The organism is Terriglobales bacterium (assembly GCA_035567895.1).
Taxonomy (GTDB): Bacteria; Acidobacteriota; Terriglobia; order Terriglobales; family Acidobacteriaceae; genus Gp1-AA112.
The window spans coordinates 224,258-239,972 of the sequence record DATMPC010000011.1 but is presented as its reverse complement, the minus strand read 5'-3'; the positions used below and the strand labels follow the sequence as shown (position 1 = coordinate 239,972).

General features: G+C 56.5%; 17 protein-coding genes and 1 pseudogene. 7 read left to right on the top strand and 11 right to left on the bottom strand.

Going from position 1 to position 15,715, the window contains the following annotated elements; translation table 11 throughout:
• Positions 1 to 83 precede the first annotated feature (83 nt).
• Positions 84 to 872: a hypothetical protein gene (locus tag VNX88_03525; GenBank protein ID HWY67706.1), complete on the top strand. Its 789-nt coding sequence runs from the start codon at positions 84 to 86 to the stop codon at positions 870 to 872.
• Positions 873 to 949: 77 nt separating this feature from the next.
• On the top strand, positions 950 to 1,363 hold the full coding sequence (locus VNX88_03520) for a glyoxalase superfamily protein (GenBank protein HWY67705.1): 414 nt from the start codon (positions 950 to 952) through the stop codon (positions 1,361 to 1,363).
• Between the two features lie 3 nt (positions 1,364 to 1,366).
• On the opposite strand, the gene VNX88_03515 is transcribed toward VNX88_03520, so the two are convergent.
• Positions 1,367 to 3,400 carry a serine hydrolase domain-containing protein gene (locus tag VNX88_03515; GenBank protein ID HWY67704.1) on the bottom strand — a complete coding sequence of 678 codons (2,034 nt, stop codon included), beginning with the start codon at positions 3,398 to 3,400 and terminating at the stop codon, positions 1,367 to 1,369.
• Positions 3,401 to 4,312: 912 nt separating this feature from the next.
• On the opposite strand from VNX88_03515, the gene VNX88_03510 reads away from it, so the two are divergent.
• The gene (locus VNX88_03510) at positions 4,313 to 4,852 is read left to right on the top strand and encodes a DinB family protein (GenBank protein HWY67703.1); all 540 of its coding nucleotides are present in this window, start codon (positions 4,313 to 4,315) and stop codon (positions 4,850 to 4,852) included.
• A 28-nt stretch (positions 4,853 to 4,880) separates the two neighbouring features.
• Here VNX88_03510 and VNX88_03505 read toward each other — a convergent pair whose 3' ends face one another.
• Both VNX88_03505 and VNX88_03500 read right to left on the bottom strand, forming a co-directional pair.
• Complete coding sequence (locus VNX88_03505; protein ID HWY67702.1) at positions 4,881 to 5,810, bottom strand: hypothetical protein; 930 nt, start codon at positions 5,808 to 5,810, stop codon at positions 4,881 to 4,883.
• Positions 5,811 to 6,009: 199 nt separating this feature from the next.
• Positions 6,010 to 6,408: a VOC family protein gene (locus VNX88_03500; protein HWY67701.1), complete on the bottom strand. Its 399-nt coding sequence runs from the start codon at positions 6,406 to 6,408 to the stop codon at positions 6,010 to 6,012.
• A 291-nt stretch (positions 6,409 to 6,699) separates the two neighbouring features.
• Between VNX88_03500 and VNX88_03495 the strand changes: the two genes are divergently transcribed.
• A complete protein-coding gene (locus VNX88_03495) occupies positions 6,700 to 7,008 on the top strand; it encodes a helix-hairpin-helix domain-containing protein (GenBank protein ID HWY67700.1) in 309 nt (102 codons plus the stop codon).
• Entirely contained in the window at positions 6,995 to 7,594 is a 600-nt protein-coding gene (locus VNX88_03490; GenBank protein HWY67699.1) for a PadR family transcriptional regulator, read from the top strand. The genes VNX88_03495 and VNX88_03490 overlap by 14 nt, the downstream gene beginning before the upstream one ends.
• A 166-nt stretch (positions 7,595 to 7,760) precedes the next feature.
• Here VNX88_03490 and VNX88_03485 read toward each other — a convergent pair whose 3' ends face one another.
• From VNX88_03485 to VNX88_03455, 7 genes and pseudogenes are all read right to left on the bottom strand, one after another.
• On the bottom strand, positions 7,761 to 8,204 hold the full coding sequence (locus VNX88_03485) for a hypothetical protein (protein ID HWY67698.1): 444 nt from the start codon (positions 8,202 to 8,204) through the stop codon (positions 7,761 to 7,763).
• Entirely contained in the window at positions 8,201 to 9,133 is a 933-nt protein-coding gene (locus VNX88_03480; protein HWY67697.1) for an MBOAT family protein, read from the bottom strand. The genes VNX88_03485 and VNX88_03480 overlap by 4 nt, the downstream gene beginning before the upstream one ends.
• Entirely contained in the window at positions 9,114 to 9,572 is a 459-nt protein-coding gene (locus VNX88_03475; GenBank protein HWY67696.1) for a DUF4440 domain-containing protein, read from the bottom strand. Before VNX88_03475 ends, VNX88_03480 begins: the two co-directional genes overlap by 20 nt.
• A gap of 50 nt (positions 9,573 to 9,622) precedes the next feature.
• A pseudogene (locus tag VNX88_03470) lies at positions 9,623 to 9,931 on the bottom strand (putative toxin-antitoxin system toxin component, PIN family).
• A gap of 98 nt (positions 9,932 to 10,029) precedes the next feature.
• Positions 10,030 to 10,296 (bottom strand): AbrB/MazE/SpoVT family DNA-binding domain-containing protein, encoded by a 267-nt coding sequence (locus VNX88_03465; GenBank protein ID HWY67695.1) that lies wholly within the window; start codon positions 10,294 to 10,296, stop codon positions 10,030 to 10,032.
• Between the two features lie 48 nt (positions 10,297 to 10,344).
• Positions 10,345 to 11,598, bottom strand: a complete 1,254-nt coding sequence (locus VNX88_03460) for an amidohydrolase family protein (protein ID HWY67694.1) — start codon at positions 11,596 to 11,598, stop codon at positions 10,345 to 10,347.
• Positions 11,599 to 11,781: 183 nt separating this feature from the next.
• Positions 11,782 to 12,444 (bottom strand): leucine-rich repeat domain-containing protein, encoded by a 663-nt coding sequence (locus VNX88_03455; protein ID HWY67693.1) that lies wholly within the window; start codon positions 12,442 to 12,444, stop codon positions 11,782 to 11,784.
• A gap of 83 nt (positions 12,445 to 12,527) precedes the next feature.
• Between VNX88_03455 and VNX88_03450 the strand changes: the two genes are divergently transcribed.
• Both VNX88_03450 and VNX88_03445 read left to right on the top strand, forming a co-directional pair.
• Positions 12,528 to 12,803, top strand: a complete 276-nt coding sequence (locus tag VNX88_03450; protein ID HWY67692.1) for a hypothetical protein — start codon at positions 12,528 to 12,530, stop codon at positions 12,801 to 12,803.
• 106 nt (positions 12,804 to 12,909) lie between these two features.
• On the top strand, positions 12,910 to 13,473 hold the full coding sequence (locus tag VNX88_03445; GenBank protein ID HWY67691.1) for a hypothetical protein: 564 nt from the start codon (positions 12,910 to 12,912) through the stop codon (positions 13,471 to 13,473).
• A gap of 66 nt (positions 13,474 to 13,539) precedes the next feature.
• Here the strand turns inward: VNX88_03445 and VNX88_03440 are convergent, their stop codons facing one another.
• Entirely contained in the window at positions 13,540 to 15,588 is a 2,049-nt protein-coding gene (locus tag VNX88_03440; GenBank protein ID HWY67690.1) for a hypothetical protein, read from the bottom strand.
• Positions 15,589 to 15,715 lie beyond the last annotated feature (127 nt).

Sequence of the window (15,715 nt, the reverse complement as noted above, 5' to 3'; positions counted from 1 at the left end):
ACTCGTTTCTGCCCTTGCTGTGCTACCTTATCGCCGAAATGCAGAGCGCTACGCAGCCAGAAATTGCCGTCAAAGTGGTACCTATGCCAGATTCGGTTACTGTGGGATCGATCGGGGTCCTTGCCTACATGCTTGGGAACCTGTTGCATGAAGGAGCAGGCCACGGTGGCGCTTGTCTTCTCACGGGCGCCCAGCCTCTCGTGCTGTCTTCAGTTCACTTCGAATGCAGTGTGGATAGCCGCCTGGTGATGGCTGGCGGCACTCTCGCGAACTTCATCGCCGCGGCCGTGTTCTTTTTCCTCGGGCGAATCACCAGTCGCAGCCGTCCGCGAATGAAGTATTTCTTTTGGATTGCGATGACTGTAAACCTTTTCGCTGCCACAGGGTATTTTCTGTTTTCAGGAATTGGCGGCATCGGTGACTGGGGAGAATTCATTCGTGGACTCGGCCCACAATGGATCTGGCGAATCGGTCTGACTATCTTCGGCGCTGTTACCTACTTCCTGGCCGCGCGTCTTAGTTTGCTTGAGTTGCGTCCGCTGATTGGCAGCAATCAGGAGCAACGCTACCGAAGAGCGGTGCGCCTCTCTACGATCCCGTATTTTGCCGGAGGAATTTTGATGTGCGTTGCCGGAGCATTGAATCCTAGAGGGATGATCCTGATTCTGATCTCCGCCGCCGCCTCGACCTTTGGCGGCACATCGGGACTCATGTGGGACCCCAACTTGCTTCGTAAGGGAACGATGATTCCCTATGGGCCGCCGGCAGAACCAATGCCGATCGAGAGGAGCTGGCCCTTAATCTTGGCATCTTGTGGGGTCGCGATTGCGTTCATTGTCGTACTGGGTCCAAGCACTCGCTTCGCCCATTGAGAATGTCAAAGGCTAAAAGGACGAACATATGCCCGATTCATCGTTGGCGAAAACCGTTTTGATTTAATGGAGTGATCATGACTGCATCTGCGACTGAGCCCACGACGGCGATTACCTTCGTCCGAACCATTCCCATCCTGCGCATTTTCTCCGTGGAGAAGGCCAAGGAGTTCTACTGCGGATTTCTCGGCTTCACGGTTGACTGGGAGCACACGTTTGAGCCCGGCATGCCAGTGTACATGCAGGTCTCGCGTGGTGGACTTCGCCTGCATCTGAGCGAGCATCATGGCGACGGTTCGCCCGGAGTACACATTCATGTGGAGATGACCGGTGTCGACGACTTCCACCGCGAAGTAACCGCGAAGGGCTATCGTTTCTTGCGTCCTGGCGTGCAGGACGAATTCTATGGCGCACGCGCGATGCACGTGATCGATCCGTTTGGAAACCAGATCAGCTTTAACGAGTTCAAAGAGCCGCGAGCGTCGGCTTAACCCTCAATGTGAAGAAGCGGTCAGTGCGGCCTCCGTGAACGTGTATTCGTGCTGGCCGTCACGGATAATTAACGCGCGCCGGCCATTCCGTTCGGCCTTCACGAATTCGAAGCCATCATTTGTGGGATCGATGGTGATGAACGAAATTGTGCCATCGTCATTCTTTCGTGAGGCGACGGTGCTCTTCCACTCGCCGAAGTCGAACGTCGTTGCGCCATCCTTATTTGTTACCGTGAGTTCGCCAAGGTCCTTGCTGGAATACTTGGACGCCAGTTGTGACACGAGTGATGCATCTGCCGGAACAACGAGTCGTAGCCGCTCTTTCTCGAGAACGGCCTTATGCCGCTTGGCCTGAGCGGTAACGTCGTCAGCCGCTTCAGGTTTGCCGTCGAACAATACCTCCAGCAATCGCCGCCTGAAGGGTCCCAGCAGCATTCCACCGTTGTCGGAATTCGTGAGCAGCACTGCGCCCACGCCGGAGTCAGGCAGAAAATCGATGTCGCTCTTGTAACCTGCCATGCTCCCTCCGTGATGAACCACCGGGACGCCGTATCTGCTATCGACCATCAGGCCCATGCCGTAATAATGATTCTCTCCGACGTCGATCTGCCGGGCGCGTCGAGCCAGTAAATTCTCCGTCGATACCAACTGTTTGCCATTGGGTAGCTTTCCCCGAGCAAGCTCAAGCTGTACGTAACGAATCAGATCGTCGGAGGAGGTCCAAACGCCTCCCGCCGGACGGTGGGGTCCGACCGAGTAGTCAAACGCGATGTCGGCCACACTAGGCTTGCCATCCACATCATCGCCGTGAGGGCTGGCATGGTTGGCTCTTAAGGCTCGCGCCATATCGAAGGTTGTGGATTTCATTCCGAGGGGATCAAAAATTCTCTTTTGCATGGCAGCGTCATAGGCGGCCCCGAGTTCCATGTTGGGATACACAATATGTGCGCCGATGTATCCCGCCGCAGACGCCATGAGATTGCTGTACTGAAAGACCTCGCCATACTTGCTGGTGGGCTGCATGGTGCCAAGCAGAGCGAGTGAAGATTCCGGAGTGGCCTGCTTAAACTGGAAGATCCATTCCAGATCCTGCCGAGGTAGTCCGGTGCACGCGCAGATCAGGTTTTTGACGAGCACCTTCTTAGTTGTTTCCGGATCACCAAGTTTGAAGCTGGGATAGGCGTCAACGACAGGCTCATCCCACCTCAACTTCTTCTCGTCCACCAGTTCTGAAAGCAGCAGCGTCGTCATTCCCTTCGTATTCGACGCCGCCATGAAGAGCGTGTTTTCGTCCACAGGGTCGGGTTTACCGAGCTCGCGTTTTCCCAATCCGCCTGCGTACACGATCTTGCCGTCGTCAACCAGCGCAAGCGAAGCTCCCGGGACGCCAAGCTTTTGCATCGAGTCTTCCACGAAGGCCTTGATCTCAGCGATTCGGGCCGCATCCAGCGGATGTGCTTTCCGTCCGGCGAATGACTCACGCTGATAGCCCTTGGGACGCAGACTCTGAATGATCAATCCAATCGGCGCGTTGCGCTTCTCAAATGTCGGTTCCTTTCCGTCTAGGATGACCGCAGTCCAGGTGCTGCCAGCACGCAGCGCAATCGCCTGTACGACAGCGCGTTCGTTGGGAGAAGTTTCGTAGTCAAAGACATGGCGATCTTCCCAGCCTTCGCGCGGTGGGCGTGAGGTGACAACTTTAACCGGCCACTTGTGCTCAGGCTTGTATGCCGCCCAACCCGCCGCGACCGCACCTGCAGCATCGGTGGCTTGAGTATCGACAATCGCTATATGCGTGTCGGGCTCTGGAGGCTGAAGGATGACCACGTTCTTGCCCGTGACGATCGACCAGCCGGCGGGCACCATGAAACTCGCCCCCGCGGCGGTGACGCGCTGTGTGTCAGCCGCCAACTGCTGTGGCGCCGATCTCGCTTCGACGGCAGGCGCAGCCGCCTGCATCATCGGGGCTGACGGTGTGCTGTGGGTTAGCGTTGGAATTGCAAGAACGGCAAGAACAGTCAACCGGCGGATCGTCATGTGCATCACCATAGCTAAGGGATTGAAATGGCGCACGCAACGATACACCGTGTATTACGGGTTTGTAAAAATGTTCTGGGGCGGGTTCCGTAACCCCGGAGTTCATCCCAAAGTGGGACTCGTCGTCAGGTCAGCGTATTCATCAATTCGATGAGCGCATGAGGCGTAAAAACCGCTTTGCTCTTCTCAGGACCGCTTCCGGGTGATGGATTTAACAGTACGAAGAGCGCCTCTGGTAAGCGGATGAAATCGCCAATCCTGTTTTTCGCCAAATCCCTGTTTTCGGATCTCCTCGAGTGCATTTTCCAGGCGCCTGCTCTCTGCCGGGCCCATGTGAATGAAACGGAATGCTTGCGGGGGAAGTGCACCTCGATGTGCTGGTCCGAGGAATTCGATGGCGCTAGTAATTGGTCCTGATGTTGCCCGTATTGTGAGGTCGGCAACGGTTCCTTTCGACATTGGCTTCGACAAACGTAAAGAGCCGCCGGTGACCGATAGTTTGCACAGGACACCGAGGATTCGCTGCGTTCCGAGCGCAACTACCGCTTGTTCCTTGTTTGGGACATTAACGCGCGGAGCGCGGACCGAATCGCGATCTTGGTTGGCGGGATTGTGCATGCGGCAAGCATTTCATTGGGGAGGACTCACATCAACATTACGAAAGCTAACCAATGCCTCGTATCTGGCTGCAACGTTTGCGGAGCATAGCTTTAATCCTTTCGTGCGCACCCAATTCTTCAACGAGTTAGCAGCCCAAGCGAGGCCAACCTGACCGAAGTCCGATGGACCTTGGATTCTGAAAAATTCCCTCGGAACATAGCATCAGAGCGGCCTGAACGGGACTGTTCGTCTCTTCCGATAAAATGCGACGGATGCAACACGGCTTCAGGAAACCGCAGGAAAGGAGCTTCGGTGAAACCGTCTCTGATCAAAATGTTCTTAGTATGCCTCTTGTTGATTGTTCCCAATGTCTTAGTGGCTCAAGCGCCTGAGGGGATCTGGCAGGGGTACGACGGAGAGTGGAAGCATGTTTCGCGACAGCTCATTGATCTGGCCGAGGCCACTCCTGCAGACAAATTCACCTGGCGACCCGCGGCCGGAGTGCGCTCCACAAGCGAAGTCTACATGCACATCGTTCTGGCGAACTTTTATCTACTGAGCGTTACCGGTCCGAAGATGCCCACAGACCTGAAGCGGGACGCGGAGACAACTGTCACGTCAAAGGCGGAAGTAATCAGTTGGCTGAAGCGATCGCTGGACGCGGTGAAAGAGGCACATCTGGCTGAAACGCCCAAGGACCTGGCACGTAAAGTCCACGTAGCTGATCGAGACGCCACGGTCGATGGCATGTACCTTCGCATCATCGTTCATGCCAACGAGCACATGGGCCAGCTCATTGCATACGCGCGCATGACGGGTGTCGTTCCACCCTGGTCGAAGGCTAATAGCTAACAGCCCAGAGGTTAAGAGGCTAGCATCTTCAGTGTGCCGGCGCGTGCCCAATGCGAATGCCGATGCTGAAGGAGAAGCTATCCAACTGCTGGCGCGCACTGCGATCGTAGGTGAAGCCCATATCCATGTAGCGGCCCATCTCGGCGTTCAGTCCCGTCGTGAATCCGTTGTCTTCGGTGAAGCCCTTTCCAAAGGCAGCAGCAACTTGCTCATAGATCGGCGCCGACTTGCCCTTACCACTCGAGGAAACGGAGCCCGGTCCGCGATTGAACTCCTGGCTATAGAGTTTTTGCAATCCGAGCGGCAAGTTCTCGTAGCCGGCAAATTCAAGACTTAGCCGCTTGCCGAGCGGAAGTCCGAGTCCCGCCTTATAGTGCGACAGCATACCCAGAGTGGTGTATGGACGCTTCACCGCATTGATGAGTGCGCTGGTGTTGGCAATTCCCAAATCGAGAAGCGGAGAGAAGTGACCAAGATCGAACTCCACATGATTGTTGAAGTCTGCAGTCACCCGGCCGGTGCTTAGGCCGATCGACGTATCGCCCGTCGGGGCCGTACCGGTCACGGTGACAACGTACTTGATGATCGGAGTCGGCGTCGCGAACCTCAACCCAATACGCGTATCGCCCATTGCTTTAAACCCAGAGATCGGCGTGAACTGCGTACTCGTCCCGCCAGTCGGCGTTGTAGTCGAAGTGAAGAGCGGCTGGTTGTACGCAAGGTAGAAGGGGGCTCCTACGGAGACGGCGAAGACTCTGTTGAAGTTGTAGCTGACGGTGGAATCCACAATGCTCGTCCAGTTGGCCGAAGAGTCATAGCTCTGCGACAGGGTCGTGTAAGAGCTGAAGCCTCTATCAGGAAACCGCAGTATCGGGGACGACGGAGTCGCTTGACCCATGCAGGCCAAAGCCCCAAGCATCAGCAACACGAGTGCGAAAACAAAATTCCGCTTCAACATAAGTTTAAGGAGTCCTTAATTGGGATCGTGCTGGGGGAGATGGTGCTCACGGCATTATGTGCGGGGAATGCGGCACCAATAAACGCAAACCGCTCATAGAGGGATTACGAAAGGGAAGTGGCAACACCGTACTAGCGGGCAAACAGCAGAACCGTGCGCAGTAGCGCATGGGTGAGTGGCCCCAGCGACATCTACGTGCTTACTGCTCCTGCTGCGCGCCCATCTCGGCGAACACAACTACGTGTCCGGCAGGATCTTTGACGCCGATCTCCGTAGCTCCGTAGAAAGTTGTCCGTACGGGCAGCACGACATTCGCATCCTTCGTCGCTTGAATGAAAGGTTCTAGCTTCTCAACTTCGACATACAGAAACGTGCGCTCTCCTTCGATCTCCTTTGAAACGATAGGAGCATCCTTCCTGGCGCTGGCAAAGCTCTGATACATGAGTTCCAAATTGCCATTCTGCAGGATCACGAATCCCAGGCGGCTCCCATCCGGCACTTCCACTGTCTTCTGAAATCCAAACCGCTCGGTCCAGAACTTTACGCACGATTCAAGCTCATCTGCGTACAGAACCGGCGTAATTTTCTTGATGTTCATAGCTAGTCTCCTTATTTACCCTCAGAATTTACCCTCAGACCCCTCACTTGGCACTGTCATCCCTCGCTCCGCAGCGAAGGTGTCTGCGTTGCCCACTGCTTTCACCGCGGAGCGGGGGATCTGCTGTTCTCGCGGCGTAGGAAAAGCAGATCCCCCGCGCAAAAAGAGCGCGAGGGATGACAGTGTCGATAGAAAGTTTCGGCACCCACAACTTGCCGCGCCAAAATCTACTTGCCTTTAGTAACTAGTCTCAATTAGACTACTGCAACAAGAGACGTTACAGGAGCACCTATGCCGACGTCAACTAGAATTTCATCCCGAAACGAGAAGCAGAAGTTGCAGAGCTTGATCTCCGTCGGCCCCGCCATGCTGCGCGATTTCGAGCTACTGGGCATCAGCAGCGTTGCTCAACTCGCCAAGTCCAATCCTCGCCAGATGTATAGACGCTTGTGCGAAATCACTGGAGAGAGGCAGGACATCTGCTGCCTCGACGTCTTCCAGGCGGCGGTGGCGCAGGCGCGCAATCCGCGATTGCCGGCAGAGAGATGTGTATGGTGGTACTGGAGCCGCAAGCGGAAGGCAAGGCGTGCCCAGGCGTAAGCGCAAGCTCGATCTCACCACTGCAGACCTCGTAGTGCTAAGCCTGTTGTCGGAACGCCCGATGCATGGCTACGAAGCCAATCTCGAATTGGAACGCCGTGAGATTCGGGACTGGGCCGGAATCTCCCGGCCGCAGGTGTACTACAGCCTCGACAAGCTGCAGCGCCTCGGGTTTTTGCGCGCCAAGGCAAGCAAAGAACCCGCTGCCGGTCCAGAGCGAAACGTCCTGACTGCGACCGCCGACGGGCGTGCGGCTCTAGCCGACGCCCTTGAGCGTGAAGATTGGACCACCCAACGCGAACGCCCTCCTTTCCTCACCTGGATCGCTCTCTCCTGGCTCGCCAGGCCAGGAGTCTTTAAAACGCAGATTCAGCGCAGAAAAAAGGTTCTCGAATCGGAGCTAGCCCGAGAAAAAGAAGTGCTGAATTCCGTCCTCCAGGAAGTAGGACATCCCTATCACGAAGCCGTCTGGATGCTGAAGCTAACCCTCGAGCAATTCAAAACGGAACTCGCATGGCTCGATAAGTTGGAGCAAGAACTTCCACACCGCGCTCACGCAAGGAATGCCCAAGGCTCGGGAAATTAGTACCGGCGGCGGCAGCCGCTGGGTGAGTGTCTGGGTACCTAGAGCGCCGAAGGCACGCCATTCTTGTAGCCCATGGGCGTGAGCCATGGGTGAGATGAGAAACGGTGTGAGCCCAAAGGGCGGGATTCTTGTCCTCGAGCACCACAAGAGGATGCCCGAGGGCTGTCTAGTTATGCCGCAAAAAATGCCACCCGCACAATCCAAGATAGCTTATCGCAAGGGCAGCAAAGAGCGATGTCAATAGAATGTGCCCCACTACAAATTTTGTTCCGTGCGGCCAGTCGTTGTGGGAAAAGTAAAACGCGTCGACGAGAATGCGAGAGGTCCAATAGATGCCGATAAATAAAGCAAGAGCCAGCGCAGCACGATCGCCCCGAAGTAGTTCCACGTGTAGGGAGAGCGTCAGGATTCCGAAGGCGAGGATGGTCAGGACAGTGAACGCGCCCTGGACCCACAGCAGCTTACGGTTGAATGGCTTCAGTTGCTGCAGGTCTACTTTCCATTCGAGGCGAAAAGGCACTTGAAAACTGGCGATCAGAATCACGAAGTGTCCGAATCCAGCCAGCCAAAGATCCCAGTCGAACAGCCGTTCCCAGAGTGGGCTCGTCATATCGCCCTTATCGCTCGCATAAATGGGAGTATTACACGCGTAACAAACTGAGGGTGGAAGAGCCAGTACGCAGGGGCCGCAGTTACCGTTGCCATAAACAACCAGCCTAATGCGTGCCTTCCCAGTCCAAGTCGTTTACCGAACTGGGAACGTTCAACAGCAACTCCGAGTCCTTGAATGACGAAGTACGTGGTGGGAAGTCCGTAGCCTGCACGAGCAGGAAATGAAATCACTAAATCATGCAGCAGCCCAGAAACTACAAATACGAGAAAGCCCGTCGCCGGGCCGCCGAGCACTTTGTGTAATGGGGAGAAGATCAAAAAATCATAGGCAAGCTGGCGGAATCCTAAGTTCCATCGTTTGCCCCAAAACTCGCTTAGAGAAGCGGAACGCAGAGGTGCGTCCATGATGGGCACCGCGTCAACTCCCATGGACCTCCATATCAGCGCAATAATCTTGAAGGTACCAAAGTGGAGTAAGAGGATTAGGCCAAGCATTCCCACCCATCCACGCATGAGTGGGTGCTCCTCGGGAATCCTTCGTGCCAGGACCCAAAGCAGCGTGATACCCATCATCGCCGTGATGAGCCCTGCGACCCACTGCCGTACGGCTGGTTTCGAGACAGGACAGCCTGATTTCAGAAATGATTCCGCGTCCATTCCAGGCCAGCCGAGAAGATACGCGGCAGAACGCCAGTTTGAATGGCGAATTCGCCCTTGTACTCTCCACCAGCTCAGCCACTTGAGGCCAGTGTAGATGGCGGAGGCCAAGCTCCACATGAACGCCCACGCAGGCATCAGATTTCTGAGCGCTATCGTGCCACATGCAGCAACGAGCAGAGGAACCCGGCCGACCCACTGGCGAGTTCGCATGTCTTTCATAGGGTAAATCGCTGTCGCGGAGTCCACGTCAAGGTCGGCTGTTCCCATTGTCCATATCAGACATGATGAGCCATCTGCTGTCGGCGCCCTTGCGAAGCGTCAACGTAAACTTTCCCGTATCGGGATCGCCTTTGTGCCGCGTGAAGCCGCCGATAATGTAACCAATCGAGCCCTCAGTCGCATACGCCAGAGCCCGCAGAGAAAGCGGACCGCCGGCCTTGGCATACTGCCGCTCGATGGCAGCACGTCCACGGACCGGCGGATGCCCGATCGAGAGCACGAATCCATCCTCGGCAAAGAGCATCGCCAGCTTCTTCGGATCAGGCGCCTGCCAAGCCGCCTCGTAGTCAGTCAGCACGCGAGCCAGCTCCGGCGGCGGCAAGACCGATGGCAACTGCGCCTCGGCTCTAGTCTGCGCCTGAGCACTAAACGCCATGGAGCACACGATGCTCGCGGCTAATAACGTGGAAGTCATGGTTAGAGTCATGCCAACCTCATCAGTTGAAGGTCAGGTTGTGTCGGATCGGAACTTGACTTTCAGCGAGCCAGAATCCTAAGAAACTGAGTCGGTCCGATAATCTCAACTCTCCCATACTTCTTAATGCGAAGCAGGGCCCTGTCGCCGGTAATCACGTAACCGGCCGTGGCGGCGCTCGCCGCCTCCAGGAACTTGTCATCGTCGGGATCATCGCACACTGGCGCCTCGAAGCGCGTAGATGCAACGATCTGTGAGTGGAATTCAATGAGTTCCAGAATTGGGTCGATTACAGTTGACCGTCGAGTCCTGGTCATCTCGTGAAGAACTCTCCGGTACTCCTCGAGGATTGCAGCGGAGATGACCAGCGAGAACTGTCCGTGCTGTCAGGCTCCCAGAATCTCGAACGGTGGCCCCTTCCAGAAGACCCCAGAAATGAGAACGTTCGTGTCGAGGACTGCTTTGAGTTTCACCTCGCGCGGCGCCTGACCTTTAAGAGGGCCGCCTTCAGATCGGATTTCTTGATCCTCACTTTTCGGGCTTCTGCGCGGGCTTGAGCAAGTAGTCCCTCAAACTGTTCGAGTCTGGGGGGAGTGATTGCTTTTAGAATCACCGCGTCACCTTCACCGATGACGAGGAACTGGTCTCCCTCTTTCAGACCAAGATTCGATCGGACTTCCTCGGGGATAACGACTTGCCCTTTTGAGGAGAGCTTCGTAGTACCGTAGCCAGCCATATGTAAATCTTACATGTAAGACGTAAGCACAGCAACGAAAACACCTCTTTAGTGAGTGGGTGCTGCGTTCTTGTAAACCACCCCGCCCTTCATCACAAACACAACCCGCCGCACAGCCGTGATGTACTTCAGCGGATCGCCTTCGAGAGCGATGATGTCTGCCTGCAGGCCCGGGGCGATCGTGCCAATCTGGTTGGACATTCCCAGCGCTTCTGCACTCACTGAGTTAGCGGAGACCATGGCCGCCATTGGATCCGCTCCACACTCGCGGACTCGTTCGACGAACTCCTCAGCATTGCGCCCGTGCATGCCGGCTACTGCGTCGGTGCCGAAGACAATTATCAATCCGGGAATCTTGGCTGCACGCCGCATCACATCGTGGTTCATTGGGATGATCTGCTCCATCGGTGCGAAGCCTTCGAGCGTAGTAGGGAAGTACGGTGTGCCGACGAACTTTTCCTTGTTCTCGAGGTAATTCTTCAGCAGCAGGCCTGCCTGCGGATCGAAGTAGGTTCCTTTTTGGGCCATGAGCTCCAGATCATCGTCCGTAGCGCCGAGGCCATGTTCGACCTGAGTGCATCCGGCAAGCGCTGCGGCGCGGACAGCGTCACGGTAAGCGTGCACGAGCACGCGCAGGCTCTGTTTTTTCGCTTCGTCGCATGCGGCATTCAGTTGATCCTGCGAAAGCGTCATACCGCCCTGGCGCATGCCGCCCGAGGCGAAGATCTTGATCAAGTCCGCGCCTGCTTCCTTCTGCTTGCGCACCCAGGAGCGGATTTCATCTGGTGCTCCGGTTTTCTCGCCCTGGCCCATGAGCGGCTCGAGCGACGTGATGATGCGCGGGCCGGGAAGCAGACCTCTCGCGATGGCGTCGCGCAAGGGAGCATCCACCGCCGACCCGACGCTTTGCACCGTGGTGAACCCGGCCATCAACGTGGCCCAAGCATTCGAAGCCGTCTGATAAGCTGCCTCCTGCGTCGTACCTCCGCCATTTGCGTTTTTGCCGTCCGGACCAAAGCTCCAGCTCATGTGCACATGCGCGTCAATCCATCCAGGCAAGACGGTCAACCCGCGAAGATCGTAGTCCACCGGCGCGGCCTTGGGATCGAGCGCAACGATCTTCCCGCCCTCGACGACGATGCGAGTGTCGTGGAGGATGTGTCCTTTGCCGTCAAGGAGCGTGCTCGCGGCGATCACGATGCGCTTTGGTTTCGTCGGAGACGAGGTCATTTGTTGGCCGAGGACGCAGGCGCCAAGAACAAGGATGCAGAGAACCAAGGCACCAGAAACAGATTGTTTCATAGCCCTCCTCGAGCGACTGCGGAGTGCCGCCCGCCGTGGCGGGGCACGAATGAGAATAGCCCGGCGGTGAAACCCCGGGTTAGGTGGTGTTGGTAACAGGAGTCGGGCTCTTCGAGCCGACGGCTGGCATTTTGCCACTGAAGAACTGGCCATACCAATCGGTTCATAGGGCCAAGCCAATATTCAGCAATAAACTAAGCAACCGCGTTCTTCCAGACTTTCAATCCATTCTGGTAACGGCAGAGTCTCGATCCAGCGCAGGTCCACCTTCTCCAGCTTTGGCAGCAAAGCGATGCTCGCAGGCAACGAGATGAGCGGATTGCTGCGAAGATCAATTTGCCGGAGTTCTCGCAGCGCGCCGACCGCATTGGGGAGTGACGTTAGCTGATTGTTTCTCAAGTGCAACTCCCGCAACCGCGACAAGCACCCGACCGAATCGGGAAGTGAAGTCATCGGATTGCCTTCCGCACGCAACTCGATTAGGTTCGTCATCGACGTAACCGCCTCTGGCAACGCAGTGAACTGGTTGCTGCTGATATTGAGATAGCGCAGCTTCGTTAGCTGGCCGAGAGACGCGGGCAATGACGTTAAGCGATTGTCATGCAGGTAGAGGAAGTCTGTGAGCGCGTCGAGATCGCCAAGCGACTCAGGCACGCTCGTCAGGACATTGTGCCCAAGGTCGAGCATGCGAAGTTTCTTTAAGGTTCCAATTTGTTCGGACACCTCCGCCAGCCCGTTTTCAGCCAGGACGAGTGTTTCCAGTTCGGTTTGTTCCCATACGGAGTCCGGCACACGACCAGGCTGCTTTTTCCAAAAACTCAAGTCCTTTACAGTCGACGACCGCATCAGGAGATATTAAATTGGCTTAGTTTGCGGTTCCAACAATGGAAGGTCGGGAACCAGCAGATTTTTCCTGAAAGGGAATCAGTATGAAACGTTTCGCAATGAACCTCACCGCGTACGTCCTGATCGCATTGGGACTCCTCGTTTCGACGCAGCATGCTTACCTGTATGGGCTGGCAAAAGGCAAGCTGGAGACAGCCTCAAGCACAGACGCCCTGCGTATCCATTCCCTCCAAAATCTGTCCGTCACGGGATTCGCTGGTGGAATCCTGATCCTTGTAATTGGGCAGGTGCTTCTGTATAGAAATGTTCGCAAGGTTCATCCCGATCCAGGCCGCGAAGCCAAATCTGTCGACAGTTGAGAAGCGTGTTGACTGCAGCATTGTGATGATTACAATTGGCGCGCTTACACCCAAGCGACAAACCTAGGTTAACCATTTCGGACACAAACCTACTTCATCAGGAGGAATGATGGTTCCCACCTCGGCGTTATGGCTTCCGATTCTGCTCTCGGCCGTGCTTGTGTTTATCGCGAGCGCAATTCTGCACATGATCTTGCCCTCGCACAAAGGGGATTGCCGGCAGCTTCCGGATGAAGCCAAAGTGCTCGATGCATTGCGCGCCGCAGGCGTGACTGCGGGCCGGGCCTACCGCTTCCCGTACTGCAGCATGAAGGAGATGAAGTCGCCTGAGACCATTGAGAAGTTCAAGCGCGGACCGGTTGGCATGCTAACGATCTTGCCCAGCGGACCCCCTGCCATGGGGAAGTACCTGGGCCTATGGTTTGCTTTCTGCATCCTCACCAGCCTGATCGTCGGCTGCTTTGCCTCGATCTCTCACGGTCCCGGCGTCGAGCATCACGAACTCTTCCACTTCTTCGCCGTCACCGCATTTCTCGCCTACGGCTATGGCCAACTTGTGGATTCCATCTGGAAAGGACAGACGTGGGGAGTAACGCTGAAGCATGTGTTCGACGGTCTCATTTACGCGTTCGTAACAGCGGAAACGTTCAGTTTGCTCTGGCCGAGGTAATCATCCATAGGACGGAGCATACTGCGTCGACCCAGCTTCTCGAATTGGAACTGGTTTGTATCCGGACTATCGGCGAGGCAAATCGAGCAACACAACATCCGAGCGTGCTTGCGCGCGTTCCAGTACAACCTCACGGCCATCCGCGGAGATGTCGTAGTCGCGAATGTCGAAGTCCGAAGGAAGGTTGGTCAACTGTCGCTCGGCGCCCGTTGTCAGGTCGAGGAGCCAGAGATTCTTATGCTGCATCTCTCCGCGCAGGAACACGAGCGCTCCTCCTCCACGCAGAAAGACAACATGTCGAGCTCCCCGAGTCAGAGTCAGGGGTGGTAAGGGATGAGCGGCAGCGTCAGCTGTGGCCGCTTTTACTAAGAACGTAGTGCCAACGTCGGGTCCGGAGTAAACAACGAAGCTGCCGTCAGGCGACCACGCGGGATCTACCGATTGTTCCCGCAGAAAAGGAATGGGCGAGCGACCGTCCAACGGCACGCGATAGAGGCGCGGGACGCCTTGTTCGTCGACGGCCGAGGTAAGCGACTTCCCATCCGGCGACCACGCCAGACCGCCGTGCAGTTCGAGCGAATCGGTCACAATGTGTGCGTTGGCGCCGTCGGACTGCATTACATAAAGGACAGTCCTCCCGCGCTGCCGAACTGAGAATGCAATCGACCGTCCATCAGGGGCGATTGCCGGCGCAGTCAGGATTTGCGCTTCCGGGCCACTCCACAACTCGGTGTTTTTTCCGTTGGCAAGCTTCCAGATACTCTCACTCGGGCCAGTCGCAGAGACATAAAGAAGATAATCTGGACCGAATCGTGGAAAAAAAACCGCATTGTGCGTGAGAGAGATCTGCTCAGCCGACGAAACTTGCGCGGACGAATCAGGAATCCGCAAACGCCACAGTGCTCTCTTTGGAGTTGCGAGTGTCGCAACCAGACGGCGGCCATCTGCGCTTGCTGCCAGAGAAGTGTATCGATCGGGGCCAAAGGTCAGCCGGTGTGGAACGCGGCGCTCGACGTCCATGCTGTAAAGCCACGGCCCGGAACCATCAGGATCGGTCGCAAGGTACACCAACGTCCGCCGATCCAACAGCACGGGATGACTCACCTGCCCATTATGGGAAGTGATCCGTTCAGGAGTTCCTCCTGACGCAGGGATTCGCCAGATGTCGAGTTTGTCCGGCAGCGAACCGTGGACGAAGTACACAAATGAGCCATCTACCCCCCACACTGGAAAGTGGCTGTGGAACCCGGCGGGCGCAGTGAAGATGGGCCGAGCACCCAATCGCAGCCCGCCATCAGAGACAAACATTGGGTCGCCGGGCGCCGGCGTATGGTAGGTCAGGCGGGAGCCGTCCTGCGACCAGTCGTACTCAGCCACTCCTTCAAGGTACGGCTTTGGCTGTCCACCCAGCGTTGGTATCGCCCAGATACTGATGTCGTTCTCGCTCGAGCCATCTCGCTTACGGACCCAAAATGTGACAAAGGCACCGTCCGGGGTGAATCCAAGCGTGCGAACCTGACGATTCACTAGATCCGCGATAGTTCCGTGAGTCAGGTTGTGAAGCTGTCCGGAACCAACCTGAGTAACCCAAACGTCCATCGGTCCGTCCCGATCCGAGAGAAGCGCCACAAACTTGCCGTCGCGGGACAGCGCCGCGGCCTGCTCCAGTCCTGAGAAGTCAGTGACCGTCTGAAAGCGTGCGTCAGCGAGTGGATTCCGCCAGAAGTATTCTTTCCGCTGAAGCCAGAGCACTACGCCGATAACTAGGGCAACTCCGGCCGCTGTGAGCGCCAGTACCGATTTCCAGCGAGGCCAGGGCGACGCTACCGAGGCCGGGACCGATGCAGCCGGATCAGGCGAGACAACCTTACTTCCGTCTTCTGATGCTGCAAGGATGTTCCGACTTTCGGCCCATGCTTCTAACTCCGCCCGAGACGCGTAAACGGACCCCACCCTGCTATGCAGGTGCCGGTGGACCGGCATCCCCTCCCGCTTCTCCCATCGCTGCACGGTGGTCACGTCGCGGTTCAGGTAGGCCGCGATTTCCTTCCAGGAATCGAGGCGATCTTCGGGTGGTCTCACGAATGGCGTCGTGCCAGAGGATGGTTCAGCCATCGTGCTCTCCTGATTTAGCCGGCGGGAATCCCGAAATTGTACCCCGAAGGCCACGGCAAAACACAGCATTTCACTGCAAGTAAAAGCACGGGTTGCAGTTCTGCAGATTGCGGCTTGATCCGCGCGT